Source organism: Mesorhizobium sp. WSM4841 (genome assembly GCF_055811515.1).
Map to the genome: position 1 here is coordinate 3,104 of NZ_JBVVQC010000022.1, position 23,768 is coordinate 26,871.

Below are 23,768 nucleotides of genomic sequence, written 5' to 3' on the forward strand. Positions count from 1 at the left end.
GGTGAGGTGGTTTTTGGGAAGGAAGCTCTCGCTTCCGCTCACCCGTTGCGTTCCTTCGCGCCCCCCTCTGTCCTGCCAACGGAAAAGTCCTTGGCCGAACAACACCATACGCCCTGCCTCTGCCAAAATGATTCAAGCCGCGAGGGCGCTCATGACCCGCCACGTCACCTTCATGACCATCGACGATGCCGAGCATTATACGCCGCAGCAGCGCGCCGCGATCATATCAGCCTATCCCGCACATGAGCGCGAGGCGCGGGCCAAGGGCATTCCGGTGCTCGGCTCCGGCCGCATCTTTCCGGTGCCGGAAGAGCTGATCGCCTGCGAGCCGTTCCGGCTGCCGCGCTACTGGCCGCGGCTCGGCGCGCTGGATTTCGGCTGGGACCATCCGTCTGCAGCGGTCGAGCTCGCCTGGGATACCGAGACCGATGTCGTCTATGTCACCAAAGCCTGCCGGGCGTCGCAGCAAACGCCGGCGATGCAGGCGCTGACCTTAAAACCGTGGGGCGAATGGTTGCCCTGGGCATGGCCGCGCGACGGCCGCCGCGAGACGCTGGAAGGTGCGGGCGTGGCACTTGCCCGGCAATACGCGGCGCATGGGCTCAACATGCTGACCAGCCATGCGCAGTTCGCCGACGGTTCGGTGTCGGTCGAGGCCGGGCTGATGGAGATGCTCGACCGCATGCAGAGCGGCCGCTTCAAGGTGTTTTCGACGCTTTTGCCCTGGTTCGAGGAATTCCGTCTCTATCACCGCAAAGACGGCCAGGTGGTGAAGCTGCGCGACGATCTGATGGCCGCGACACGCTATGGCGTGATGATGCTGAGGGAAGCGTTGGTCGACCCGGCGGAGTTCAAGGCGGTGCGGCCAAAGGCGGGGCAGAGTGATCCGCTGGGGGCGTTTCGGTGACTCGAAGGCAACCACATACCATGATCGCCTCATGACCGTCCGCATCATCCCCGCCACGTTGCGCGACCTTTCCTACATCGCCGCCAACCTGCGGCCCGAAGACCGGGCTGAGATCGACTGCCAGTTCGACGACTGGTCGCCGGCGCTGCTGGCGCTGACGGCGCTGCAGGGGTTTGCCTATGTCGCCGCGCTAAACGGCAATCCGGAAGCCGGCTTTGGCGCCGCCGAACAGCGCGGCGGGTTGTGGATTGCCTGGAGCTGGGGCACGCGCCGCATGAAGCGCTGCGTGCCTGGTATTACCGAGTTCTTTCACGCCGTGCTCGGGCCTGACGTGGCCGCGCGCGGTGCTTTCCGCGTCGAGGCGCGGGCGCTGGCCGCCAATGAATTGGCGCTGCGCTGGCTCGCCCGGCTTGGCGCCACGCAACGCTGCCGCCTGCCGGGTTACGGCCGCAATGGCGAAGATTTTTTGCTCTACGACTGGACAAGAGAAAGCTGGAACCATGTGCCTTTTTCAAAAGCCGCCGGCACTGAAGCCGCTGCCACCGACACCGACCATTGCCGACAAGGACGTGCAGGCGCGCGAAGCCGCACTCAGGGCTGAACTCGAGCAGCGCCAGGGCACCGCCGGCACAGTCAAGACCGACCTGTCGCCGAGCGAACTCACCGGCCAGCGCCGCGTGCTGCTGGGGGTGTGATGTGGGTGCGATGAAGGGCGTAATCTCCCCCCTTGAGGGGGGAGATGCCAAGTGGTGGCAAAGAGGGCAGGCCAGAGGGGGTCGGCGCGACCGGACGCGGCCTCCTGCGGCAGATCAAGGTTGGCGCTTTACGCGCGGCGTCTGTCGCCTTCGGCGACATCTCCCCCTCAAGGGGGGAGATTACGCTCTCACCTCGGTTTGCGTGCGAACGCCCACACCATCAGCGGATATTCCTCGTCGTTGCTGAGGTCGCGCCATAGGCCGTAGGCGCGGACGGGGCCGCCGATATGGGCTTTTGCGCAGGCCTTGTTGCCCCAGCTGAACACCTGGATTTCCGCCTGGGGGAAGCCGCCTTCGACCAGCACCTGCTTGAGGCCGGCGGGGGTCCAGCGGTTGTAGTCGTGCGGCCTGGCATGCACCCTGAACAGGAACGGTGTCGCCACCATCGCCCAGCCGCCCGGCCGGGTCATGGCATGGATATTCTGTACCGCGGCGAGCGGGCGCTGCACATGTTCCAGCACCTGGTCGGCGATGACGACGGAATATTGCCGGTCGGTGCGGTCCTTGCAGATGTCGAAGTCGGGGAAATCGACCGACGTATAGTTGGAACACATCGTCTTCCAGTGGCGGTTCCAGCCGGGCGAGATCTCGATCACGTCAGAGGATTTGCGGCCGTCCGCCTCAAGAAACGCGGTGAACGCCTCGATCTGCCTGATGCGCAGCCAATTGCGGGAATCGTAGCCGAGCAGCCGCTTTGCAACCTGCTTGCTTCGCCTCTTCAGGGCGCCGGGTAGGCTTTCCGTCATTGTCAAATCGATCTCCTTAAATCCCCGCCGCGCCCCCTTGAACATCGCAAAAGCGAACAAAATTCGACCTGGCCTTGGCAATATCTGGGCTTCGAACAGGCTGATACCACCGAAGAAAGAAACGCCATGACGAGCGATTCCCGCGCCCACGATATCCTGTCGCGGCAGGCGGAACTCGAGACAGAGCGGAGCCAGTATGAGGCTGTCTGGGAGGCGGTGTCCGAATTCTGCGACCCCGACGCGCCCGATGTCTGGAGTGGGCGCCGGCAATCCGGCGCGGCTACGCAGCCCGAGCGACAGGAGCGGCGTGGCGCCCGCGTCTACGCCAACACCATCAACTCGGCCGCAAACCGGCTGGCCGCCGGGCTGGAAAGCCTGATCATCCCGCAGTCGGAAAAATGGCACGGGCTGTCGACCGCAGCCATGAATGACGAGGAGACCGACGAGGAGAAGGAGTGGGCGGAGGCGCTTCGCGATTTCCTGTTTGCGCTGCGCTATTCCGCCAATTCGAATTTCGTGCCGGCGACGCAGGCCTGCCTGCGCAACGTCGTGCGCTACGGCCCGGCCTATCTCTACGCCGAGGAGGGCTTTGGCGGCACGCTGATCCGCTATGCCTCGATCCCGGTGGTCGAGGGCTATCTCTGCCGCAACCGCTGGGGTCAGGTCGACATTTTCCACCGCCGCTACGAGCGCACGGCGCGCCAGGCGGCGCAACTGCTCGGCTATGAGAAACTGCCGGCGCGGATCAAAATGCTGGTCGACGACCCGGCCAAATGCGAGACCAAAATTTCGCTGATCCAGTGCATCCAGCCGCGCGACGAGCGCAAGATGTACCGGTTGGGCGGATCCTACCAGTATCTCGACACGGCCTTCGCTTCCTATCACGTCATCGAGGACGAGGAGGTCATCGTCAGGGAGAGCGGTTTCCGCTCCTTCCCGGTGTCGTGCTTCAACTGGCGCCGCTATGAGGGCGACCCCTATGGCATCTCGCCGACCATCGAGGCGTTGACCACCGTGCGCGAGGAAAACGCCGTGCGCCGCTCGGGCCTCAGGGCGCTGCAGCAGATCACCGATCCGGCGACCGCGTCGAAGGCCAGGCTCGACTATGTGCCGGTGCTCAATCCCGGCGAGAACTATCCGGGCCTGATCGACGACAATGGCCGGCCGCTGATTGCGCCGATCGCTGTGGGCCAGAACCCGACCTATGCATTCGACTACGCGGAAAGCCGGGCCGAGGAGATCCGCGACATGATGTTCGTAAACCTGTTCCAGACGCTGGTGCAGAACCCGCAAATGACGGCCACGGAAGCGCTGATCCGGCAGGAGGAGAAGGGCGCGCTGCTCGGGCCCTCCGGCTCGATCATCCAGGCCGGCTTTGCCGCGAATCTCGACCGCGAGCTCGGTATCCTCGAAGACAAAGGATTGTATGAGGAAGACAGCCGGTTCCTGCCGCCGGCGAGCCTTGCCGGCAAGGCGGTGCGGCCGACCTTCACCGGGCCGCTCGACGTGCTGCGCCGCTCGGCCGAGGCGCGCGACACCATCCAGGTCGTCACCACCGCCATGCAGATGGCGCAGTTCGACCCCGGCGTCATGGACAATATCGACGGCGACGAGGCGCTCAAGATCGTGCAGAGCGCTGGCCGCAGCCCGCAGCGCATTTTTCGCCGCCAGGACGACGTGGCTGATATCCGCGATGCCAGAGCCAAAGCTCAAGCCGCGCAGGCCGGCATGGCGGCGATCGCCACCGCCGGCAAGGTGGCCAGGGATGCCGTGCCCGCCGCCGTGCAGGCGCGTGACAGCGGCCTGCTCGACAGTCTCAGCGGGCTGATGCCGCAGGGCGGCGAGGGCGGCGTCGCATGAGCGGCAAACGTTTCGCCCATTCGAGCCAGGCCGGCGGCCCGGCCAAGGCGCAGGACGCGCTGACCAAGGCCTATCTCAGGGTGTTCTCAGGCCAGGACGGCGAGATGGTGCTGGCCGACCTGACGGCGGCGACCGGCTATTACCGCCGCCCGTCCTATGGCGAGTGGCTGGCCAAGACGAAGACGCCGAACGGCTTCGAACTGCACAGCGCACTGAGCAATGCGCGCGCCGAAGTGGTGCAGCACATCATGGGATTCCTGACGCTGGACGCTGAGCGGCTGGCGGCGCTGGAGCAGGCGGCAAGATTGGAGGGGAGGTAGGGGTTAAGAAGGAGTGCGGTGTCGGTGAAGCCGCCAATCTCCCCCCTTGTGGGGGAGATGTCCGGCAGGACAGAGGGGGCGCTGTCCCGCCGGCGTATCAAATCGCACCTGCGAGCCCTGCCTCGATCACAATGTGCTGGCAGACATTGTCGATGTCGCGAATGACGTCGTCGTTCCAGAAGCGCAGGATGGTCCAGCCGTCTTGTTCAAGACGCTTTGTTCTTGCCTCATCGCCTGCATTGGCGTCGGCATGCTGTGAACCATCGACTTCGATGACGAGCTTCTTGTCCGGGCAAGCGAAGTCGACAATGTAACCGGCAATCGGAAATTGTCGGCGGAAGCCAAGCCCCATCAGCCGATGCGCGCGAAGCTCGTTCCAGAGCTTCAGCTCAGCACCGGTCATCGCCTTCCGCATCGATTTGGCATTTGCGCGATTTCGCGGAGGCAGTGGCGTGTGAGGCATTGTCAATGCTCGGTCACTTATTGAGGTTGGCGCTCTACGGCGCCCCCCTCTGTCCTGCCGGCCTTGCCGTAGTTTGCAGTCCGCTATCTCTCAATAATTGCCGCGGTAGTAGCGGTCGTCGCAAGGTGCGGTGTAGATGCGGCCGTAGCGATCCTGATAGCGGCAAAGCTGTTCGCCGCGCCGCTGCGGCGTGGTTGCGCTGCCGACGACCGCCCCCAGCAGGGCGCCGCTGGCTGCACCGATAACCGTGCTCTTGGTGTCGCGGCCCAGGGCCTGACCGACGAGAGCGCCGCCAGCGCCGCCGACCAGGGCCCCCGTGGTCGCTCTTTGCTGCCCTTCGGTCTGGGCACATCCTGCCAGCGCGGCAGTCACAAGCAGGGCGGCAATGGCTTTGTACATGGTCATCGTCTGATACTCCGTTGAAGCCTATGAACTAATACACTGGCTGGTTTTGCCAAGTGTTTGCCAAGTGCGGTCGCATTGCGGCGGAACAGCGGCAACCACTTGTCACGAAATGCGACATGGTTTCTTTCGTCTTGACGGCGAGTGCTTCCGACTCGGAAAGATCATAGTCAAACAAGTCGATGGAGTCAGGCTCTGTCGAAATGAATCAGGCTGCGGCCGCAACGATTCGACCCGCCCAGCCGACCCCTCAGATCCAAAAGCAAAAAAGCCGGGCTGAACCGGCCAGCGTCTTTCCATTTCCAAACAACAAAAGGAATATTTCTCATGACAGATCTGGCAGACGCCGGGTCCGTGGTGGCTTCACCACCGGCGGGCAACCTTGCACGGCCACCGGCCGCCGGGGACAACGGGTCCGCCCCGCCGGCTGCAGAAAGTTGGTTTGACGGTCTTTCCGAAGGCAACCGCAAGCTCGCTGAAACCAAGGGCTGGACCAAGCCTGAAAGCCTCGATCGGGTTTTCACATCCTATGCGGAGCTGGAACAGCAGCAGGGCGAAAGCCTCCGCGTTCCCTCGGCGGACGCGCCTGGGGAAGACTGGGACAGGTTCCATGCCCGGTTGCCTGAGGCGATGCGTCCGCTGACATCGCCCGACAAGGTCGAGTACAGGCGCCCCGACGGGCTTCCCGAAGACTTCGCCTATTCGGACGAGCTCGCCAATGCGTCCAAGACCTGGGCGGTCGAGGCCGGCGCCACGCCGAAGGTGGCGCAGGCCTATCACGACCGTTTCGTCGGCTACATGGCCGAGCAGGCCAAGGTGCAGCAGATCGCCCTTGCCCGTTCGGTCGAGGCCACTCACGACGACCTGGTCAGGGATTGGGGAGCGACCGACAGCGACGGCTTTCGTAGGAGATTGGAGGTCGCCAACCGGGCGATGAAAAAGCTCGGCCTGATCGATGCCTACAAGGCAAAGGGCATCCTCCTGCCTGACGGGGCCTTGACCGATCCGCAGATCGCCAAGGCGTTTCACGCCGTCGGCGAGGCGATGTTCAGGGAAGACACGATCGACGGTGGTGCGGTTTTGAGCGGAGGCAATCCGTTCAAGCGCAACGCCGCCGGCGAACGCAACCTGACCGATATCTCAGCCCTCGTCAAAAGCGATCCCGCCCGCGCCCGGCGGCTGGCACGCGAGGCCGGCGAAAACCCCGACCTGTGGATCCCCAACAACCCCCTCTAGCCCGTTTGGAAACTCTACTCTGGCGGCCATCTAATGGCGTTTTCTGTGCTTCCGGTGCTCACGGACCCAAAAGTCCGCTGCGCTCCGGTTCTCGAAACCACCACCATATGGCTCGCCAGAGCGAGTTTCGAAACGGTCTTTGACGGATTTGCCGTCAATCAACCTGAAGGAAAGAAAAAATGGCAGACGCCTATACCCGCATCGCGGACGCGATCGTTCCGTCCGTCTATGCACAATACTCGTTCGAGGAGCACGTCCAGTCGCTCGAGATCTACCAGGCCGGGATCCTGTTTTCCGACCCGGCCATCGCCTCGAAGCTCTCCATGGGCGGGCGTTCCGTCGACATGCCCGGCTGGAAGGATCTCGGCAATGATCCGTCCGAGCCGGTCAATGACGATCCGGCCGACTCGATCGAGTTGAAGAAGATCGGCGCCCGCCGCGAGGTCGCCGCCCGCAATGTCCGCGCCCAGGCCTGGGGCATTCCGGACCTGACCTCGATCCTGGCCGGCGACGACCCGCAGAAACTCATTGTCCGCCGCCAGACCGACTACTGGCAGCGCGCCAACAAGCTGACGCTGCTCGGCATCCTGAAGGGCGTGGTGGCCGACAACCTCGCCAATGATGCGGGCGATCTGGTGCGCGTCACCGGCGCCTCGATCGTCGACACCGACATCATCGAGGCTGCCTATCTGATGGGCGACCGTGCCGACAAGTTCAAGACGATCTGGATGCACTCCAAGCAGATGAAGGCGCTGAAGCTCGCCGACCTCATCGATTATGTGCCGCCGTCCGAGCAGGGCGGGCCGCTGATCCCCTATTACATGGGGCTGCGTGCCGTCGTCGACGACGACATCCCGGTCGCAACTGGCGTCTACACGGCGTTCATGTTCAAGGACAAGGCGATCCTGTGGAACGAGCTGCCGGTCAATACCGAAGGCGGGCCGCTGGAGTTCGACCGCAAGCCGCGCCAGGGCCATGGCGGCGGCGTCACCGAAATGGTCGGCCGCCGGCATTTTGTCCCGCATGTGCCCGGCACACGCTTCCTCGACGCCTCCTCGGCCGGCGAATTCGCCACCGACGCCGAACTGGCGCTGGCGGCGAACTGGGACCGCACGGCATCGAGCGTCAAGAACATGACGTTCATCGCGCTGAAGACGACCGAAGCCTGATAGGACCGGAAGGGGCGGGGGCGTCAGACTCCCGCCTTTTTGGACGCTCGGTCGGCCAATGTGGCGAATCCCAAATTCACGTGCTGTGCTGCATTAAACTGATACGAGATTTGGATCTGGCCACATTGTTGTTGTTGCACGTTGATGAATCGCCGTCACCAAACGGTTACACAAGAGGACGATGCTGCCTTGTCTTGGCAAGGGGGTAACCATGAAAATGACATACAAGGCAGTTCAGGAAGTGCTTCGAAAAGCGGGCGTTGTCATAAGCAAAAAGGGCGAACTTCACCGCATAAACTTCTTAAGCGGTCTGGAAAACACCGCCTACTACACGACAAGTCTTCAGGAAGCCCGGGATAGGGGCTTGGCGATGACGAGAGGTGCCGGAACGTTGCAAGCAAGCGCCTCTGCCAAGCCGGCCGAAACAGGGCGGCGGCGGGGCTCGACAAGCGCACGCCTCGGCTGAAGCCGCAGGAATTCAGGCCGCAACTCATCGCCGCGTTGCGCGGCGATTATGACGTGGGCGCACGCCACTAGTTTCCTGCGGTCGTGTTCCTTCGCGCCCCCCTCTGTCCTGCCGGACATCTCCCCCCACGAGTGGGGAGATGGGCTGTCACCGCCGCTTTCGCCAACCTTCAACATTGCAGGACTGGCGGAGCGCTAAAACCGCCGATCTCCCCCAAGTGCAGAGCTACCGCAGGTGGAAAGCCGAAGCTTTTCGCTCTACGATGTACCCCCACCCCTAACCCCTCCCCACAGGGGGGAGGGAGACTTCCGGTGGCGCTGACCTCGGCAAATTGCCTGCCTTTCGGCGCCAAAGGGGAAGTAATGGCGCGCGGCAGCGTTCCCTCCCCCTTGTGGGGAGGGTTAGGGTGGGGGTCCACCTTCGCAAGAATCCAAATGCGATTGCCCTGCCCCAAGTGGGGGAGATGCCAGTGCTGGCAAAGAGGGCAGGACAGAGGGGGCGCGAAGGAACGCGACCCCATCATCAATTATCCCCCAAAAATCCCAGCCGCTACGAAGCGGCTTTTTGCTGTGGGCCCAGGCCCTCTTTTCCCGATCCACACAGATGGAGGCCTAAACCATGGCCATCACCCCGCTCGACATCGCCAACATGGCGCTTGGCGTTCTCGACGAGGCGCCGATCGACAGCCTCGATCAGGATGTGAAGGCAGCCCGCCTGCTCAATCTGCATTTCGACCTGACCCGCGAGGCGGAGCTGACGAAACATGCCTGGGTGTTCGCAATCCTGGCGGCCGCCGTCGCCGGGTCCGATACCGGCAGCGGCGCGGGCACGCTTAACTTTGCCTATGAATTGCCCGTGGACTGCCTGCGGCCTTTGCCGCTGACCCATAATGGCGAGCCGGATGGGGTGCCGATCTCGTGGCGCCAAGAGGCCGGGCTGATCTATTGCGACCAGTCGGGGCCGCGCCTCATCCGCTACATCGCCAACCTGACCGATCCGAACGACTGGGACGCATTGTTCACGGAAGTGCTGGTCGCGGCCCTTGCCATCAAGATCGCGCATCCGCTGACCCACAAGGCCGGGATGATCGATATTGCCCGCGGTGCCTATGACCGGGCGCTCGACGCGGCGTTCCTGTCCAACGCCATCCAGCGTGGCGGCAGGTTTTCAACGACGTCGTGGGCGATCCAGCGCGGCGGGTTTGTGCGCTGATGACGACGCTCTATCCGGTCCAGGACACATTCGTTCGTGGCGAGATCTCGCCGCGGCTACACGCCCGCGCGTCGCTCGATCTTTACCGCGCGGCGCTTTCCCGGTGCGAAAACTTCGTCACCTTGCCGCATGGCGGCATCCGCAAGCGCGGCGGGTCGTATTTCGTCGGCGAGGCCAAGGATTCGTCGAAGAAGACGCGCGGCATACCGTTCATCTTCTCGGCGGACCAGGCCTATATGCTGGAGTTCGGCGACCTCTACATCCGCGTCTATGCCTATGGCGCCCGCGTCGGCACGGTGGACGTGGCGACACCCTATCCCGAAGCCGATCTGTTCGACCTGCAAATCGTCCAGTCCGCCGACCAGATGTGGATCACCCACGCGGACTACCCGCCGCAGGTTCTCACCCGCACGGCGCACACCACATGGACGCTTGCCGAGTCCGTCTTTCTCGACGGCCCCTATGACGACATCAACACAACCGCGACCACCATGGCCCCCGCCGAGACCGGCGCCGTCCATCCTCTTATGACCAACAATACCGCTGCAGGCGGCGCTGCTGCGGACAGCAGCGGCTCCGCCGACGCCTACAAGGTGTTCGACCGGGACAATGGGTCAAACCTTTCGCTCGGCACGACCACCGGCTTCGTGTCCTATGCCTTCGCCGGGACCAAGGTTTGTGACGGCTACTGGCTTCGCGCGCAATCCATCGGCGGCACAAGGGCACCGGTCGCCTGGGATTTCCAGGGTTTTGACGGCACCAACTGGATCTCGCTTGACAGCCGGACGGCTGAAACCGGGTGGTCGCGCGGCGAGGTGCGCTTCTACGAATTTCAGAATGAGACGGCCTACCAGTCCTATCGGCTGAACATCACCGGCTCCGAGGACGACAGCAATGTTACGATCGCGGAAATGGGATGGCATGAGGATGGCGATACACAGACGCCATTCGATCTCACGGCGTCCTCGATCGTCGGCATCAATGACGGCACCGGTTTCCAGGCATCAGATGTCGGCCGCGCCATTCGGCTGCTCGGCTCGGATGCCATCTGGCGCTGGGCGCGCATCACGAGCCGCACCAGCACCACGGTCGTGAAAATCAGGCTGTATGGGCATGCGCTTCCCAATCTCAGCCCGATCGCGCGCTGGCGTCTCGGCACTTTCGTTCCCGGCAAGTATGTCGAAAGCGGTTCGCTGTACGAGGAGCGGCTGGTCTTCAGCCGAAAATTCTCCGTCTACGCATCCGCGACCGGCGACTTCGACAATTTCGCGCTCGGCGAGGAAGATGACGACGCGCTGGAGTTCGTCCAGGCCGGCGGCGGCCAAGCCAACGATATCACATGGATTGCGGAATCCGATGGGGCTTTGCTGATCGGAACGCTTGGCGGGGTCCGCGCGCTGTCGGGTTCGGGCATCGACGAGGCGTTGACGCCGTCGTCCTTCAAAAACCGTCGGTCCCGCACATTCGGCTGCGCCAAGGTCCGTCCGGTGGATGCCGGGCAGTCGTTCCTTTATGTGACGCGCTCCCGCAAATCGATCGCCGAACTGACCCAGAACGCCACCGGCCGCTTCACGTCAGATGATGTCGGACAGATTTCCGAGCACATTCCGAAAAAGGGCGTCGTCGAACTGGCGTTCCAGACCGATCCCGATCCGCTGCTGTGGTTCCCGCTCGATAACGGGGAACTTGGCGGCTACACGCACCAGCCTTCCCAGGAAGTCCGCGGCATGCACCGGCATCGCATCGCCGGCTCGTTCTCCGGTTCGGCATGGGGCATGATTGAAAGCGCCGTGGTCACGCCGGGGCAGGACGGCAATGATGATCTCTGGCTGATCGTCAAGCGCACCATCGGTGGCGCGACGAAGCGCACTATCGAAATCAAGACTGTGCCATTCGAATATGGCGAGGTCGCCGACGCGTTCGAAGTCGATTGCGGCCTGTCCTACACCGGCGCGGCCGTGGGGATGGTCACAGGCCTGGGTCACCTCGAAGGCGAAACCGTCGACGCTCTGGCGGATGGCAAGGTTTACAAGGGCCTTGTCGTGGCTGCCGGAGCGGTTTCCTTGCCCGGCGGGGCAACGGCGGCCAAATGGCAGGTCGGGCTACCCTATGAGGCCGGCGCCGACACCCTGGAACTTGATGTCGGCGGCAGGGACGGGTCGATCGTCGGGCGTCGAAAGAAGGTCGCCAAGGTCATCCTCTCCGTGCTGGAAACAGACACGACCGGGCTGGAAATCACGTCGTTGATGCGCGGTCGGTGGGAGCCGGTTCGTATCCCCTCGATCGTCTCGCCCGACGGCATGGCCAATCTGTTCACCGGCAATGTCGAGGTGCCGATCGACGACAGCTGGGAAGGGCAGGGCAGGGTGAAGATCCGCCACACCAACCCGACGCCATGCACGATTCGGGCGTTCACGCCGGTGTTCGACAGTGAGGCGTAGACCCTCAAACACCAAACGTAGCGTTCCCGCCCTCTGTCCTGCCGGACATCTCCCGCCTTGAGGCAGGGCGATCGCATATGGATTCTTGCGAAGGTGGACCCCCACCCTAACCCTCCCCACAAGGGGGAGGGAACGCTGCCGCGCGCCTTTAATTTCCCATTTGGCGCTGAAGGGCAGGCAATCTGCCGAGGTCGGCGCCAACGGAAGTCTCCCTCCCCCTCGTGGGGAGGGGTTAGGGGTGGGGGTGCATCGTAGAGCGAAAGCCTCGGCTTTCCACCTGCGATAGCCCTGCCTCAAGGGAGAGATGTCCGGCAGGACAGAGGGCGGCGCTGTTCCGCCGGCCTATCAATCAACCGCAATTGCTTCCTCGCGCCAATTCTCGGCTGATCAAACGTTAAACCCAAGGCCGCGTTCCTTCGCGCCCCCTCTGCCCTGCCGGGCATCTCCCCCCGAGGGGGGAGATCGGCAGCTGCGCGAACCGCCCATCACCCTCCTAAAAGGACCCTCCCGTGACCCCAATCCCCCATGACAAGCGCCGCGCCGCCGCGCAAAGTGAAGCCTGCATTGACATCGCAGCACTTGCCGACGAGATCAGGGCAAACGCCGCTTCCCTCGACGAGCGCTGGCGCATGGCCCAATGGCTGATCGAACAGCTGCGCCAGCAATTGTTCGACGCCGATGCCTTGCGCCGCGCCGTCGCCACCGCCAACAGCCAGTTCGACGCCGCCGGCGTTGCCAGCCTGAAAATCAACCCGACTGCCATCCGGCGCGCCGCCATAGCCGGGCGGCGAGCGGCAGCACCCGCTCGTCTCAGCGCGGCAGCGATCCAGGCCGACAGGCTGCTTCTGTCCCTCCTCAGCCCCGGCGGCGCGCTCGACCCGCGCCCGGCGCTCGGCGCGCCGGTTGGAGGCATCGCGGGCAGATTTTCGCTTCGTGGCCGAGGCCGCGGCTGACCATGTGCACACTTGCCCTTATCGGCACGGCCCTCTCGGTCGGCGGCGCGCTGGTCGAAGGCCAGCAGTCGAGGCAGATGGCCGACTATCAGGCCAGGGCCTATGAACAGCAGGCGCGGGCCGACGCGCAAGCCGCGGCCTTCGAACAGGGCCAGGAGCGCCACAAGCAGGATCTTCTGCAAGCGCAGGCGCGCGCCCAGGCCGGCGCGTCGGGCGTCGCCATGGCAGGCTCGCCGACAGAGGTGCTGGCGGCCAACGCCAGGCAGGGCCAGCTCGACATCAAGGCGATCCAGTACGGCTCGCAGCTGCGCCAGAACAATCTGACCACGCAGGCGGCGATCTCGCGTTTTTCCGGCAAGCAGTCGGCGGCGGCCTCGATCTTTAGGGCTGGCGGCAACCTCGTGTCCGGCCTTTCCGGCCTCTACGACCCGAGCAAGGCGGTGACATTCGGCAAGAGCGCCTTTCCGCCGGCGCCGGGCGGAGGGCTTTACTAATGGCGACCATCCCCCTCCAGCTTGCCCAGCGCCGGCTCGACACCGGCAATGTGGTTTCCTATCCCGGCGGCTCGCCGGTCGGCGCCGCCATGCAAGGCTTTGGCGACGAGCTCTCGGCTGTCGCCGAGCGGTTCAGGCAACAGAAGCAGCAGCAGGACGCCTTCGACGCCGAGGTCATCGGCCGCGAGCTGAGCGGGCAGATCGCCCAGGCCGAAAACGAGGCGATCCAGAATGCGCCGGCCGACGGTCGCGGCCTGCATGACAGCATCTATGGCCAGGTCGATCCCCGCACCAACGGCGTCGTCAAGTTCGGCCTGTTCGACAAGATATTCGACAGCATCGTGCCGAAAGTGCCGGAGAGCGAGCGCGCCGACTTCATCAGGAAAAAAGAGGTTTTGAGGCTGGCCGGCTCGGCACGCCTGGCCGCACAGCAATATGCGCGCCGCCAGGAGTATGAGCAGACCGAATGGTCCAAGGCGCAGGACTCCTACACAAGCGCCATCGCGCAGAGCGACCCGGACGACACCGCAGCGTTCGAGGCGATCAGGCAGAGCGGGTTCGGCTTCATCGCCAAGATGGGCAACCCGGTCGCCAGGCAAGCGGCCGAAATTGCCTGGCGCAGCAACACGGCAAAGGCGCTCGCCCAGGCGATGATCGCCAAGGATCCGGGCCGCGCTGTTGAACTGCTTGGCGCCGAGCCTGCCGCGAGGGCCACCATCGGCGCGATCAACGGTGAAACCACCGGCGCTGAAGGCGGCACCGACCTGTCGGCGAAAAACCCGAATTGGTCCGCTTCGGGCGATGACCGCCTTGCTGATCTCAGGCCCGACGACAGGGTTGCGCTCGCCCGGCTGGCCGGCGCCTCGGTGGCGCAAAACTGATGTCCGCAACCAAGCGGCCGGCTAGATTTTCTCTTTACGTGCCCTGTTGCATTGGCCGCCGGCTTTTTCACGGGAAAAACCCAAAGTTCCTGAAATCGCCGCTGGCAATGCACGCAGGTATGTGGTCGTTTCCAGGGCGATAAGAGCGACGGCGGCCTTTCTTACAACACAGGCTTGTGGTTCTGGATTTGAAATTCCCAAACGCTGATGCGATCATTGGAACGGAAATCCACCTGGCCCATCCAGGCTTTTCAGATGAAGGACTGACCCTACCTTGTTGCGCTTAGAGTCTTATCGGATGCTGGCAAGGATCGTTTTTCCGGTTACGTTGGCCGGCGTTCTCCTGCTCACTCTTCTGCCGGCGCGGTTCTTGCCGGATTTCGGCACGGCCGTCACGCTTTACGATGACAAGTTGCATCACGCCATCGCCTTCGCCGTGCTGGCGGCGTTGGGAAGCCTCGGCTGGCCGGAACACAAGGCAAGGCTGGTTGTTGTCCTCGCCTTCACCGGCGCGGCGATCGAGGTTCTTCAGGGCTCGCAACTGATAGGGCGCGATCTGGATGGGTTCGACTGGGTTGCCGACTGCGCCGGCATGGCGTGCGGGCTGACAATCGCCGGCTGGACAAAGAGGCGCGTTGGCGGGTTGCCATAGGCCGCAGCGGGTTTTGGGCGCCTTTTTTCTCAAGGCCAGCTAGACCAGCCGCGCCGCCGCCAGATGTGCCATGGACCGCGCGTCCCGTAAGCGCACGCTGAAATCATAGAGCACTTTCAAGCCTCGCTTTCGCGGGGCTTTTTCATGGAGAAGCCTGATGGCTCGACCTGCAACTGCCGCCGTTCGACTTCTGACCGGCGAACGCGAACCCGTGCGCCTGGCGACCACGGTCAACATCCTCCTTCGTGGCCTGCAGGCCATCGACGGCGTGCCGTGCGAGGTTGGCGACCGCGTGCTGGTCAAGGACCAGGCCGACCAGAGACAGAACGGCATCTACACGGTGAGCGAGGGCGAATGGTTCCGCGCCGCCGACGCCCGCACCGCCCGCACCTTGCAGAAGGGAACGACGGTTCACACCCAGGTCGGGACAACCAATGCCGGGCGGGTGTTTGAATTTAGCGCCGACGAGCCGGTGGTGGGCAGCAATGCCATCGCCATTGCGCCGTTCGTGCCGCCCGACATTGCGGAGGTGGTCGAGGATGTCGAATCGCTGCGCGACGAGACGCAGATGCTGAAGGATGCCACCGAGGCCAGTGCCGGCCAGGCAGCCGCCAGCGCTGCCAGCTCTGTCACCAATGCCGGACAAACCGCCGCCGATGTCGTCACCACCGCGGCCAACCTGGCCAGCGCGCAGGCGGCACGCGACGCGTCGCTGTATGGCAAGGGCATTTTCCCGACAACGACGGCGGCGATCGGTTTTGGTGTCGTCGGCAGCGGTGCGATCACGGCGGGCGCCGGTGGCACCAACGGCACCTTCGATTTGGCGTTTACCGGCGGCGCCGGTTCGGGTGCCGCCGGACGCTTCGTTGTGGCTGGCGGCGCGCTGACGCAGATCCTGATCACGGCGCCCGGCTCCTACACGGCGGCGCCAAACTTCAGCTTCGCGGCGTCTGCTGGGCTTGCCGGGGCCAGCGCTTCGGCGGTCCTCGCCCGGAATGTTGAGGTTGGTGAATACTTTTGGACCGAAGTCTCGACCGGCGTGCTTGGCCTCTACAACGTGACAGCCGGCCCGGCCGCGGCCGATACCGGCATCAGGGCTGCAACGTCCGCGCTGCTTTCGAACGTCGATACCATAGCGATGCTTGAAGGGCTGAGCGTACCCACAGCCAAACTCACGGAGGCGGCTGGGTCTGTTAGCCCGTCCGTCTATCGATCCTACTCTTTTGTGGCTGGCGACACGATTGAACACGTCGTCATTGCGAGGGCGGCGGAACGCGGTTCCCTCCAGCTTATCCATTCCGCCGCCGGTGCGGCCTATACGGTCAACTTCGATCTTGAACAGGGCGTCGTCGCAAGTCACACGGGCGCAAATTGCGTAAGTTCTTCGATCACCGATCTGGGCTTCGGTTGGTACGAGTGCAAAGCCGTCGTCCTAGTCGCAGCAAACATTACGAACAACGTGCAGGCCAGAATGTCGGCGTCTGGCACGCTTCCGTATACCGGCGACGGCACTAGCGGAATGTTTATCCGCAGCATCGTCCTTCGGAAGCAAGGTTTGACCGCCAATCTGTTCCCGAGCAGCGACCCGGCAAACGCCACCTTCACAAAACAGAATGTGACGGTCACCACCACGACCAGCCCGAACGAGCCGGCTCTGGTCTCTCTCCCTCCGATTGTCGATGGCCTCGACGTAATCGTCAACGGCCGCATGACAGCATCGAAAGTTGTCGAGCCAGCGGTTTCGGGAAGCCCCTCGACCTGGCAGGGCAAATCTGTCGTCGCAGGGGACCTCATTGTCTGGGAGGTGATCGCCAAGAGGGCCGAACGAAAGCGCCTAAATCTGTTTTCGAACAATGCTGCGTTGATCGACTGCACGTTCAATCTGGAACTTGGAACGGTTGCGCAGGCGGGGGCGGCTGTCACCGGCTCAAGCTGTACTGCCCTCGGCAATGGCTGGTTTAGGTGCCGGGTCGAGGCGACCGCTTCGGCCTCGGCGTCTTCGAATTGGCAACACCGAATTTTCAAAGACACAGGGACGCATCCTTACGTCGGCGACGGGGTGTCCGGCCTCTATATTCAGCGATCATCTTTCAGCCTCAACGGAGGGGCGAATATTTTCGGGTCGGCCGAGAACCTTTCCTCTGTCGGGTGGACTAAGAGCGCTGGCCTGACTGTCGTGGCCGACGCCGCCCTCTATCTCGGCCTGCTGGCCGACCCGACCGCAATTGGCGGAGATCCATACGATGATGGTTCGGCGGCACTTGTCGGGAAAAAATGGGCGGCGCTCGGCTCCAGCATCACAATCGGTGCTTACTATGCGCCGCTGCTTGCGGGACTGACGGGTATGGTGCTGACCAACCTTGGCGTCAGCGGCTCGGCGCTGGGCCTTAGCACTACCGCATATCCGAGCTACGGCATGTCGAACAGGATTGTAGACATTCCGGCCGATACGGAGTTGGTCACCTTGGAGCCTGGTCCGAATGCCTTTGGTGCCCAAGAGACGCCTCTAGGTGCCTTTGGCGACACGACCTACGCCACGCACTACGGGTCACTCTGGGCGGCATGCGTCGCCATCCGAGCACAGGCACCGAACGCCAAGATTGTCATGATCGGAACTTACAGCGGTGGCCCCGGTCACGCGACCCATCGCATCGGTCGCACCAACGGCCAGGGCAACAGGATGGACCAGTTCTTCGAGGCCGAGCGCTATGTGGCACATGCTCTCGGCATTCCGTTCATTGACATCTCCCAGAGCGGCATGGGCTACCTCACGTCGACGCTGTACATGTCTGACGAGCTTCATCCGAATGCTGCCGGCAGTCTGCGCCATGCCGCCTACGACGCCGAATGCCTGCGTCAGATGGCGCGTCGGGGCTGCTTCGGAGCCTAGACTGGGATGGTCCTGTGTGGCAGATGTTCGCGAATGGGCATCTTCTCCACCATACTCGCTCTTCGCCGCCGTTTCTGGTCGTGGATCGCTACGGGCGCCGCAAAGGAGAATGCCACCATCGGACCGCGGACCCGGTTCGGTGCCGAGGCTGAAATCTTCAACATCCATGGCGACCGATCACGGGTTTCGATTGGCGCGGACAGCCATTTGGACGGACATTTGCAGATCTTCGCCCACGAGGGCCGCATCGAGATCGGGGACTGGTTCTTTCTTGGTGCCGGCTCGACGGTCTGGTCTTCAGACCCGATCGGCATCAAGATTGGCAAACGAGTGCTTGTTTCTTCAGGTGTCGTAATCCACGACACAAACTCTCATCCAATGGATCCGGAAAAGCGTTTCGCGCAAACGCAGGCCATCTTCAAAACGGGTCACCCGCGTATTGATCCCGGCATACGCTCGGCTCCGGTGACGATCGGTGATGATGTCTGGATTGGCACCGGTGCCATGATCATGAAAGGCGTGACCGTCGGCGACCGGGCGATAATTTCTGCCGGCGCCATCGTGCGATCGGATGTCCCGTCCGACGCCTTGGTGCCGCCTGGCTGACCAATGAATGATGCGGCGGGTTGCCTCTCATCAATGAGCACTGCGCCGTTAAGAGCTTCATGTGCAGGTGCGGAATCTCCTTGCAATCCCTTTGAATTGCACACGCATCTCTTCGGCATCGTCGCTGGTGGCAAATTGGCATGGAAATCTGCCGCCGCGAGTCAATCGCTTCGATTGTGTAGTGTAGAGGCGGCGTTTGCTCGAATACGATCGGCGTCCCCGTCAGCTGACGGTTTCGACGAAGGGCATGTGTTTGATCCGTTCCCACTGGTCCTTTGCTGTCGTGCCCGACCAGCGGTTGCGAAGGGTGCTTTCTCGATAGGCCTGGCCGGGATCAAGTTCTGGCAATTTCGAAGCCTCAGGTAGGAAGAAGACATTTCCGCCGGCGGCCGAAACGGCGACAAGCTTGTAGCCGTGCGTTTTGCAGAGGTTCGTCAGCGCGGTAATCGAGGCGCCATGATACCAGCCACTTTCGTGCTTCGCACCTCGATCGAATGATGGATCATAGGGCACCGTGATCGGGTGAAGGCCGAAGCTGGCATTGTACTCGGCTACGATGACGGCCGGGCGGACCGGCAAGAGGGCCTGGAGGAACCAGTAGTCATTTCCATCGACATCGATAGATAGCACTCCAAGTTTCGGAAAATGCGCTCCCAGACTCTTGATGTTGTCGAGTGTGATGAAACTCTGACGCGCTTCGATCCGCTCCGGCAGGAGAGAGCGAGCCAACCGAACGGTCTGTCCATCGCCGTCGACAAGCAGACCCTGAAAGTCACGGAGCCCGATGCAATTGTACTCGGTTGGATGAAAGCCAAATTCCAAGAAGGTTGTTGGGCTTTGGCCGACAAGCCCGGACAGGATCACGCTCTCGTCGGATTGTGGAGATCCGCCGAGTCGCGCCTTCGCGAGGTGATAATAATAACGAAGCGGGCTTGCTCGAAGGAAAGCGTGCGCGCGGGATTGGATGCTCATAAGTCGGTACCTTCTGGCCACTCAGCGATGATCATAAGCTGCGCTCCGCCAGCGGGATGAATCGAGAATTTCGCGAATTTCGACTGTTGATCAATCCACATCCGGTCCCTGCTTGAGGAAGACTGCTCATTGGTTCTTTTGTGGCAAGCGACGGCGCTTTGCAAGACGAGCCGAACGATGATTTAAGGCGCTAGGCTGCTGCTGCTCGAATGGCTTCGACAATCGCAACGATGGCCTTACGGGGATAGGTGAATACCATCTCCCGTTACATCTTCCGAATTGCGCAGGCAGATGTAGGGATCCATGAAGTTCACAGCGTTTTTGAGAGAGGCGTTTCGCGCTGCTTCATTAATCGCAGTGGCAACGGCTGCCGATCTGATGGAGGCCGACGTCGCACTATCGACCTATCACATCCATGTTTGATAGACCGGTGATGATGTCGCGTACGACCCGCCGATACGCTGCGCCGGCCAGTCGTTGTGCGGACAATATTCAGAGCTAATGACGGCTGTCTTGCGGCTTGTCGTGAGGCTGGCTGTTCGACCACCAGATAAAATACAGCGAACCTATCTTCATGACCGGCACGCGGCGCTCGCGTTCGCGCACCCGCAATTCGCGATAGACTTTCATCTTCAGGGTGCCGCCCGGCAATTTGATACGCACTGCCATCGGTTCAACTCCCGCCGGCAAGGAATGATGATGTGCAATGCAGCAATTAGAGAACTCCCCTCAGCGAAGAGTCAACAGCCGATGGTTTTTTTGATTCTTCCGGAAGAATTTGAGCGCGGACGCTCGATGACGGTCAGGGCGTCAAGCGCGTCGCCCGGGTTGATCAGGATCGTCCGGTGCACCGGGCGGGTCGTTCAAAGGACGCGGCCGGCCAGGTGAAATAGACCGAACCGATCTTAACGACAGGGATGCGCCGGCTGCTTTCGCGCCCGCGCAACTCCCGATACACCTTCATCTTCAAGGTGCCGCCCGGCAACTTGATACGAACCGCGATCAGCCCAATCCCCATTGTGCAGCGCAGCACTAGAGAGCTTCCGTTGCGGAAGAGTCAAGGGCCGGTCATCGTTTCCGGGGCTATCTTCCGGGACCGTTTCCGGAGCGGTCGGGGCGCAGGCTCGGGATCATTGTTTTGGCGGGCGCCCTGACATGCCGCCCGGCCACCAGATGATGAAGTAATTTCCGACCTTCCAGACCGGAACCTCGCGCTTCTGTTCGCGGCGGCGCAGCTTGTCCCTCGTCTTGATCTTCAAGGTCCCGCCCGGAAGCCTGATCCGTAATGTCACGCGCCCTCCCGCACCTGCGTCCCACGGGATATCCCGGCTAAGCGATTTCGGTTCAGCTGGCAGGACGGATCGAGCTTCTCAAGCGGTCAAACACGATCACTTGAAGAAATCCGCCATGCCCTGGATGGCCAGGAACGCATAGAGGATCGGCCCGGCGACCAGCCCGCAATAGAGGCACAGGATCGCTGCCAGCGCCACAAGCAGCGGCTTGTCGCGGCCGACCGCGCACAGCTCGGCCTTCACCGTCCAGCGCGCCGTTCCTTCATCTTGCGACATCGGCCGCTGTCCTCCCGCTCTCCTTGGGGCTCATTTCACACAATCGCCTGCAAACATCAACCGGCCCGCGAGGGCGGAAAGGACACGACCATGGACACCACGTTCAAGGGCGCCGCCAGGCGCCTGGACGACCTCGATCTGCCAAAACTTGGCGCCAGGATCGGCGTCGGCGAGGATGAGATCCACGCCTTTCTCGATGTCGAAACCAGCGGGCATGGCTTCGACGCCCATGGCCGGCCGGTCATCCTGTTCGAGCCGCATGTGTTTTTCCGCAACCTGTCGGGGGCGAAGCAGGCGCAAGCTGTCGCGGCCGGCCTTGCCTATGCCAAATGGGGCGAAAAGCCTTATCCCCGGGACAGCTACCCCCGCCTGAAAGCCGCCTGCGCCATCGACGAGACGGCGGCGCTCAGATCGGCGTCGTGGGGCCTCGGCCAGGTTCTCGGCGAGAATTTCAAGGCGGCCGGCTTCCTCACCGTGCAGGCCATGGTCGAAGCCATGATGGAGGACGAAGCGCTGCAGCTGGCGGCGGCGGTCAATTTCATCGCCGCCAACCGGCTCGACGACAAATTGCGCAAGCATGATTGGGCCGGCTTTGCCAAGGGTTACAACGGCGCATCCTATGGGAAAAACGCCTACGATATCAGGCTAGCCGAGGCGTTCCGAAAATGGTCCGGTGTCAAGGACACGCCGGCCGCCGCCCCAGCGCAGCCTCCAGCGCCTGTTCCGATCCCGCAGGCTCCGCAACCCGACATTCTTGCGTCTTCAGGGCCAAAGCACGAGCCGGGCGAGGCTGGAGTGCGGCCCGGACCATTGCCCGGATTCTGGGCCTCAGTCCTGGCTCCGTTGGTCGCCGCAATTCTCTCTTTGTTTCGAAAGGTAAAGCCATGACGTGGTTCAATACCAATGCCGCGCACAATCTGATCAATGTGCTGATCCTGCTGCTCGCCGGCCTGGTCGGCTTCGACTGGACGCTGTTCGGCATCGACGCTGCCCTGGCGCTCAAGATCACCGGGGTGCTGACCCTGCTCAAGATCCTGATGAATGTCGTCCGCGACGGCGTTGCCGGCCTCGTCAGACGACAGCCTGCCGTGGAGGGCAATTGAGATGTGGGTGCTTTCCATGCTGAGCGCGCTCGCCGGCAATACGACGATCATGGCGATACTCGCCGCGCTGGTCGGCGGCATCGGCCTGTTTGTCGCCGGCGGCATCAGCCGGGCCAACAAGGATACGGCCAGGCGAGCGGCGGAAAAACTCGCCGCCGTCGAGGAGCGCCTCGAGATGGACCGCGAGGCGAGCGATGCCGAACGCGCGGCGCGCGACCTGCCGGACGAAGCCGCACGGCGGGAGGCGATGCGATGGGCAAGGCACTGATGATCAGTCTGCTGCTCGAGAGCCTGCTGTTTGGGGGCCTGTTGCTCGCCGGATGCACAACGCCGGTTTCGCCGGCGCGTCAGGTCTGGTGCGACCACAACCAGCCGCGCCGTCCCTCCGCCGTCGTCGTCGCCGCCATGACGCGGCCCGAGCTCGACGAGGTGAACGCCTACAACGCGAAGGGCGCCAGATGGTGCGGGTGGAAGCCATGATACAGGAGCTTCTCGATGCTCTCGGCGTCAAGGCGCCGGTGGTGGTCGCCGGCCTTTCCGGCGGCATTTTGCGCGCCTTGTCGCGCCACCGCTACAAGGTCCGCGAGATGGTGGCGTCGCCGATCTGCGGCGCGCTGGCGGCGGCCTACCTGACATTGCCGGTGGTGCATTACTTCCGCGCTACCGGCGTGCCGATACCGTCGCCCGACGACGGCACCACGACGCTGGCCGCGGCGTTCCTCATCGGCGTCTCGGCGATGTGGATCTCGGACATCGTCTTCGAGGTGGTGGTGAGGCGGTTCAAGCCGGAGAAGGAGGAGTGAGATCGCGCCCGTCTTAAAGCGCGTCGCGTTTGACCGGCCTCATGCGACGCGCTTTAGGTTGTTGTTTTATGCATGTCGTTATCGCAAAACCGCTGCACACCCTCGGTTCAGGCCCGAGGGCATGCTTTTGCGCGACATGCATTATTGCGCCGCAGCGACAGCCTCTTGCGGGAGACCGGGTGAAGGTTGCGGAACCACGGGCGGAGATGCGCGTTAGGCACGACCCTTGAGAGGATCTACCATGCCAGCTCGCCCAATCGTCTCGACAGCCGCAGCGATCCTGCTCGCCGCCACAAGCATGGCTTACGGCCGGCCGGATGCGCGCACCATGACATGCGAACAGACGCAGCAGCTGATCCAGAGCCGGCGCGCCGTCGTCCTGTCCACCGGCCGAAACACCTATGATCGATATGTCCGCCAATACGGCAATGAGTGCGACTGGCCCGAAGCGCCCGTCACCTCCTATGTGAGGACGCTTGACGGTCAATGCCGGGTCCATCGATGCGAGGAACCGGTTCTCGGATTGCGATGATGCGCCATTAAAGTCCAGGATCAAACACCCAGGGTCTGCGCCGCGTCGCGTCGCTCCTTGCTTCGCCCCAGGATGAGTGCGTCAGGAAGTTCGGGTCAAGCCCGAGGGCAAGCTTTTGCGCGACATGCATTATTGCGCCGCAGCGACAGCCTCTTGCGGGAGACCCGGGTGAAGGTTGCGGAACCACGGGCGAAGGTGCGCGTTGGGCACGACCCTTGAGAGGATTTACCATGCCAGCTCGCCCAATCGTCTCGACAGCTGCAGCGATCCTGCTCGCCGCCACAAGCATGGCTTACGGCCGGCCGGATGCGCGCACCATGACATGCGAACAGACGCA

General features: G+C 62.9%; 29 protein-coding genes. 22 read left to right on the forward strand and 7 right to left on the reverse strand.

From position 1 onward, the window contains the following. The first annotated feature begins 151 nt into the window (after positions 1-151). From AC0L14_RS22860 to AC0L14_RS22870, 3 genes are read left to right on the forward strand one after another with little or no spacing between them, the layout of a single operon-like run. Positions 152-907 (forward strand): phage terminase large subunit family protein, encoded by a 756-nt coding sequence (locus tag AC0L14_RS22860; protein ID WP_473750841.1) that lies wholly within the window; start codon positions 152-154, stop codon positions 905-907. A 31-nt stretch (positions 908-938) separates the two neighbouring features. Next, complete coding sequence (locus AC0L14_RS22865) at positions 939-1,508, forward strand: hypothetical protein (RefSeq protein WP_473641459.1); 570 nt, start codon at positions 939-941, stop codon at positions 1,506-1,508. Continuing rightward, positions 1,477-1,602, forward strand: a complete 126-nt coding sequence (locus tag AC0L14_RS22870) for a hypothetical protein (RefSeq protein WP_268929659.1) — start codon at positions 1,477-1,479, stop codon at positions 1,600-1,602. The genes AC0L14_RS22865 and AC0L14_RS22870 overlap by 32 nt, the downstream gene beginning before the upstream one ends. A 188-nt stretch (positions 1,603-1,790) precedes the next feature. On the opposite strand, the gene AC0L14_RS22875 is transcribed toward AC0L14_RS22870, so the two are convergent. Then, complete coding sequence (locus AC0L14_RS22875) at positions 1,791-2,408, reverse strand: methyltransferase domain-containing protein (protein ID WP_473750842.1); 618 nt, start codon at positions 2,406-2,408, stop codon at positions 1,791-1,793. A 126-nt stretch (positions 2,409-2,534) separates the two neighbouring features. On the opposite strand from AC0L14_RS22875, the gene AC0L14_RS22880 reads away from it, so the two are divergent. Together AC0L14_RS22880 and AC0L14_RS22885 are read left to right on the forward strand one after the other, a co-directional pair. Next, positions 2,535-4,268 (forward strand): portal protein, encoded by a 1,734-nt coding sequence (locus AC0L14_RS22880; RefSeq protein ID WP_473750843.1) that lies wholly within the window; start codon positions 2,535-2,537, stop codon positions 4,266-4,268. Then, positions 4,265-4,588: a Bbp19 family protein gene (locus tag AC0L14_RS22885; protein ID WP_473488187.1), complete on the forward strand. Its 324-nt coding sequence runs from the start codon at positions 4,265-4,267 to the stop codon at positions 4,586-4,588. Before AC0L14_RS22880 ends, AC0L14_RS22885 begins: the two co-directional genes overlap by 4 nt. A gap of 97 nt (positions 4,589-4,685) precedes the next feature. Here AC0L14_RS22885 and AC0L14_RS22890 read toward each other — a convergent pair whose 3' ends face one another. Both AC0L14_RS22890 and AC0L14_RS22895 read right to left on the reverse strand, forming a co-directional pair. Continuing rightward, positions 4,686-5,051, reverse strand: a complete 366-nt coding sequence (locus AC0L14_RS22890) for an endonuclease domain-containing protein (RefSeq protein WP_473488230.1) — start codon at positions 5,049-5,051, stop codon at positions 4,686-4,688. Positions 5,052-5,141: 90 nt separating this feature from the next. Then, positions 5,142-5,456 carry a YMGG-like glycine zipper-containing protein gene (locus tag AC0L14_RS22895; RefSeq protein WP_077382798.1) on the reverse strand — a complete coding sequence of 105 codons (315 nt, stop codon included), beginning with the start codon at positions 5,454-5,456 and terminating at the stop codon, positions 5,142-5,144. Positions 5,457-5,780: 324 nt separating this feature from the next. On the opposite strand from AC0L14_RS22895, the gene AC0L14_RS22900 reads away from it, so the two are divergent. The 11 genes from AC0L14_RS22900 (at position 5,781) to AC0L14_RS22950 (ending at position 18,453) form a co-directional block, all read left to right on the forward strand. Further along, positions 5,781-6,689 (forward strand): hypothetical protein, encoded by a 909-nt coding sequence (locus AC0L14_RS22900; protein WP_473750844.1) that lies wholly within the window; start codon positions 5,781-5,783, stop codon positions 6,687-6,689. A 179-nt stretch (positions 6,690-6,868) separates the two neighbouring features. Beyond that, a complete protein-coding gene (locus AC0L14_RS22905) occupies positions 6,869-7,858 on the forward strand; it encodes a Coat protein (RefSeq protein ID WP_123147901.1) in 990 nt (329 codons plus the stop codon). Between the two features lie 211 nt (positions 7,859-8,069). Beyond that, positions 8,070-8,324: a hypothetical protein gene (locus AC0L14_RS22910; RefSeq protein ID WP_473750845.1), complete on the forward strand. Its 255-nt coding sequence runs from the start codon at positions 8,070-8,072 to the stop codon at positions 8,322-8,324. Between the two features lie 618 nt (positions 8,325-8,942). Next, positions 8,943-9,536, forward strand: coding sequence for a phage connector family protein (locus AC0L14_RS22915; RefSeq protein WP_473750847.1), 594 nt, complete (start codon positions 8,943-8,945; stop codon positions 9,534-9,536). Next, positions 9,536-11,977, forward strand: a complete 2,442-nt coding sequence (locus AC0L14_RS22920; RefSeq protein ID WP_473750848.1) for a phage tail protein — start codon at positions 9,536-9,538, stop codon at positions 11,975-11,977. Before AC0L14_RS22915 ends, AC0L14_RS22920 begins: the two co-directional genes overlap by 1 nt. A 509-nt stretch (positions 11,978-12,486) precedes the next feature. Then, positions 12,487-12,930, forward strand: coding sequence for a hypothetical protein (locus tag AC0L14_RS22925; RefSeq protein WP_473750849.1), 444 nt, complete (start codon positions 12,487-12,489; stop codon positions 12,928-12,930). A 2-nt stretch (positions 12,931-12,932) separates the two neighbouring features. After that, positions 12,933-13,424, forward strand: coding sequence for a hypothetical protein (locus tag AC0L14_RS22930; protein ID WP_473529701.1), 492 nt, complete (start codon positions 12,933-12,935; stop codon positions 13,422-13,424). After that, positions 13,424-14,305: a hypothetical protein gene (locus tag AC0L14_RS22935; protein ID WP_473750850.1), complete on the forward strand. Its 882-nt coding sequence runs from the start codon at positions 13,424-13,426 to the stop codon at positions 14,303-14,305. Before AC0L14_RS22930 ends, AC0L14_RS22935 begins: the two co-directional genes overlap by 1 nt. A gap of 298 nt (positions 14,306-14,603) precedes the next feature. Further along, positions 14,604-14,957 (forward strand): VanZ family protein, encoded by a 354-nt coding sequence (locus AC0L14_RS22940; protein WP_473750851.1) that lies wholly within the window; start codon positions 14,604-14,606, stop codon positions 14,955-14,957. 157 nt (positions 14,958-15,114) lie between these two features. After that, positions 15,115-17,847: an SGNH/GDSL hydrolase family protein gene (locus AC0L14_RS22945; protein ID WP_473750852.1), complete on the forward strand. Its 2,733-nt coding sequence runs from the start codon at positions 15,115-15,117 to the stop codon at positions 17,845-17,847. Positions 17,848-18,066: 219 nt separating this feature from the next. Beyond that, the gene (locus AC0L14_RS22950) at positions 18,067-18,453 is read left to right on the forward strand and encodes an acyltransferase (RefSeq protein ID WP_473750853.1); all 387 of its coding nucleotides are present in this window, start codon (positions 18,067-18,069) and stop codon (positions 18,451-18,453) included. Positions 18,454-18,675: 222 nt separating this feature from the next. Here the strand turns inward: AC0L14_RS22950 and AC0L14_RS22955 are convergent, their stop codons facing one another. The 4 genes from AC0L14_RS22955 to AC0L14_RS22970 form a co-directional block, all read right to left on the reverse strand. Next, a complete protein-coding gene (locus AC0L14_RS22955) occupies positions 18,676-19,425 on the reverse strand; it encodes a hypothetical protein (protein ID WP_473750854.1) in 750 nt (249 codons plus the stop codon). Between the two features lie 498 nt (positions 19,426-19,923). Then, positions 19,924-20,094 (reverse strand): hypothetical protein, encoded by a 171-nt coding sequence (locus AC0L14_RS22960; protein WP_473488172.1) that lies wholly within the window; start codon positions 20,092-20,094, stop codon positions 19,924-19,926. A 461-nt stretch (positions 20,095-20,555) separates the two neighbouring features. Further along, positions 20,556-20,717 carry a hypothetical protein gene (locus AC0L14_RS22965; RefSeq protein WP_473750855.1) on the reverse strand — a complete coding sequence of 54 codons (162 nt, stop codon included), beginning with the start codon at positions 20,715-20,717 and terminating at the stop codon, positions 20,556-20,558. A 96-nt stretch (positions 20,718-20,813) separates the two neighbouring features. Further along, a complete protein-coding gene (locus AC0L14_RS22970; RefSeq protein ID WP_029351723.1) occupies positions 20,814-20,993 on the reverse strand; it encodes a hypothetical protein in 180 nt (59 codons plus the stop codon). A 90-nt stretch (positions 20,994-21,083) separates the two neighbouring features. Here AC0L14_RS22970 and AC0L14_RS22975 point away from each other — a divergent pair, with 90 nt between their 5' ends. The 6 genes from AC0L14_RS22975 to AC0L14_RS23000 all read left to right on the forward strand — a co-directional run bounded on the left by AC0L14_RS22975 (position 21,084) and on the right by AC0L14_RS23000 (position 23,431). Next, positions 21,084-21,881 carry an N-acetylmuramidase family protein gene (locus tag AC0L14_RS22975; RefSeq protein ID WP_473750856.1) on the forward strand — a complete coding sequence of 266 codons (798 nt, stop codon included), beginning with the start codon at positions 21,084-21,086 and terminating at the stop codon, positions 21,879-21,881. Further along, complete coding sequence (locus AC0L14_RS22980; RefSeq protein WP_473750857.1) at positions 21,878-22,096, forward strand: hypothetical protein; 219 nt, start codon at positions 21,878-21,880, stop codon at positions 22,094-22,096. The genes AC0L14_RS22975 and AC0L14_RS22980 overlap by 4 nt, the downstream gene beginning before the upstream one ends. Before the next feature lies 1 nt (position 22,097). Continuing rightward, positions 22,098-22,364, forward strand: a complete 267-nt coding sequence (locus AC0L14_RS22985) for a hypothetical protein (protein WP_473750858.1) — start codon at positions 22,098-22,100, stop codon at positions 22,362-22,364. Beyond that, the gene (locus AC0L14_RS22990) at positions 22,349-22,576 is read left to right on the forward strand and encodes a hypothetical protein (protein ID WP_473750859.1); all 228 of its coding nucleotides are present in this window, start codon (positions 22,349-22,351) and stop codon (positions 22,574-22,576) included. The genes AC0L14_RS22985 and AC0L14_RS22990 overlap by 16 nt, the downstream gene beginning before the upstream one ends. Further along, entirely contained in the window at positions 22,555-22,899 is a 345-nt protein-coding gene (locus AC0L14_RS22995; protein ID WP_473750860.1) for a hypothetical protein, read from the forward strand. Before AC0L14_RS22990 ends, AC0L14_RS22995 begins: the two co-directional genes overlap by 22 nt. Positions 22,900-23,140: 241 nt before the next feature. Further along, on the forward strand, positions 23,141-23,431 hold the full coding sequence (locus AC0L14_RS23000; RefSeq protein ID WP_473529687.1) for a hypothetical protein: 291 nt from the start codon (positions 23,141-23,143) through the stop codon (positions 23,429-23,431). The last annotated feature ends 337 nt before the right edge of the window (positions 23,432-23,768 follow it).

Bases quoted from the DNA above. Each gene is read 5' to 3' on its own strand.
- AC0L14_RS22890 (WP_473488230.1), bottom strand. From the start codon at position 5,051: ATGCCTCACACGCCACTGCCTCCGCGAAATCGCGCAAATGCCAAATCG.
- AC0L14_RS22875 (WP_473750842.1), bottom strand. From the start codon at position 2,408: ATGACGGAAAGCCTACCCGGCGCCCTGAAGAGGCGAAGCAAGCAGGTT.
- AC0L14_RS22990 (WP_473750859.1), top strand. From the start codon at position 22,349: ATGGGCAAGGCACTGATGATCAGTCTGCTGCTCGAGAGCCTGCTGTTT.
- AC0L14_RS22960 (WP_473488172.1), bottom strand. From the start codon at position 20,094: ATGGCAGTGCGTATCAAATTGCCGGGCGGCACCCTGAAGATGAAAGTC.
- AC0L14_RS22945 (WP_473750852.1), top strand. From the start codon at position 15,115: ATGGCTCGACCTGCAACTGCCGCCGTTCGACTTCTGACCGGCGAACGC.
- AC0L14_RS22885 (WP_473488187.1), top strand. From the start codon at position 4,265: ATGAGCGGCAAACGTTTCGCCCATTCGAGCCAGGCCGGCGGCCCGGCC.
- AC0L14_RS22860 (WP_473750841.1), top strand. From the start codon at position 152: ATGACCCGCCACGTCACCTTCATGACCATCGACGATGCCGAGCATTAT.
- AC0L14_RS22905 (WP_123147901.1), top strand. From the start codon at position 6,869: ATGGCAGACGCCTATACCCGCATCGCGGACGCGATCGTTCCGTCCGTC.
- AC0L14_RS22940 (WP_473750851.1), top strand. From the start codon at position 14,604: ATGCTGGCAAGGATCGTTTTTCCGGTTACGTTGGCCGGCGTTCTCCTG.
- AC0L14_RS22910 (WP_473750845.1), top strand. From the start codon at position 8,070: ATGAAAATGACATACAAGGCAGTTCAGGAAGTGCTTCGAAAAGCGGGC.
- AC0L14_RS22900 (WP_473750844.1), top strand. From the start codon at position 5,781: ATGACAGATCTGGCAGACGCCGGGTCCGTGGTGGCTTCACCACCGGCG.
- AC0L14_RS22880 (WP_473750843.1), top strand. From the start codon at position 2,535: ATGACGAGCGATTCCCGCGCCCACGATATCCTGTCGCGGCAGGCGGAA.
- AC0L14_RS23000 (WP_473529687.1), top strand. From the start codon at position 23,141: ATGCCAGCTCGCCCAATCGTCTCGACAGCCGCAGCGATCCTGCTCGCC.
- AC0L14_RS22970 (WP_029351723.1), bottom strand. From the start codon at position 20,993: ATGTCGCAAGATGAAGGAACGGCGCGCTGGACGGTGAAGGCCGAGCTG.
- AC0L14_RS22980 (WP_473750857.1), top strand. From the start codon at position 21,878: ATGACGTGGTTCAATACCAATGCCGCGCACAATCTGATCAATGTGCTG.
- AC0L14_RS22865 (WP_473641459.1), top strand. From the start codon at position 939: ATGACCGTCCGCATCATCCCCGCCACGTTGCGCGACCTTTCCTACATC.
- AC0L14_RS22985 (WP_473750858.1), top strand. From the start codon at position 22,098: ATGTGGGTGCTTTCCATGCTGAGCGCGCTCGCCGGCAATACGACGATC.
- AC0L14_RS22920 (WP_473750848.1), top strand. From the start codon at position 9,536: ATGACGACGCTCTATCCGGTCCAGGACACATTCGTTCGTGGCGAGATC.
- AC0L14_RS22995 (WP_473750860.1), top strand. From the start codon at position 22,555: ATGGTGCGGGTGGAAGCCATGATACAGGAGCTTCTCGATGCTCTCGGC.
- AC0L14_RS22955 (WP_473750854.1), bottom strand. From the start codon at position 19,425: ATGAGCATCCAATCCCGCGCGCACGCTTTCCTTCGAGCAAGCCCGCTT.
- AC0L14_RS22895 (WP_077382798.1), bottom strand. From the start codon at position 5,456: ATGACCATGTACAAAGCCATTGCCGCCCTGCTTGTGACTGCCGCGCTG.
- AC0L14_RS22935 (WP_473750850.1), top strand. From the start codon at position 13,424: ATGGCGACCATCCCCCTCCAGCTTGCCCAGCGCCGGCTCGACACCGGC.
- AC0L14_RS22975 (WP_473750856.1), top strand. From the start codon at position 21,084: ATGGACACCACGTTCAAGGGCGCCGCCAGGCGCCTGGACGACCTCGAT.
- AC0L14_RS22915 (WP_473750847.1), top strand. From the start codon at position 8,943: ATGGCCATCACCCCGCTCGACATCGCCAACATGGCGCTTGGCGTTCTC.
- AC0L14_RS22930 (WP_473529701.1), top strand. From the start codon at position 12,933: ATGTGCACACTTGCCCTTATCGGCACGGCCCTCTCGGTCGGCGGCGCG.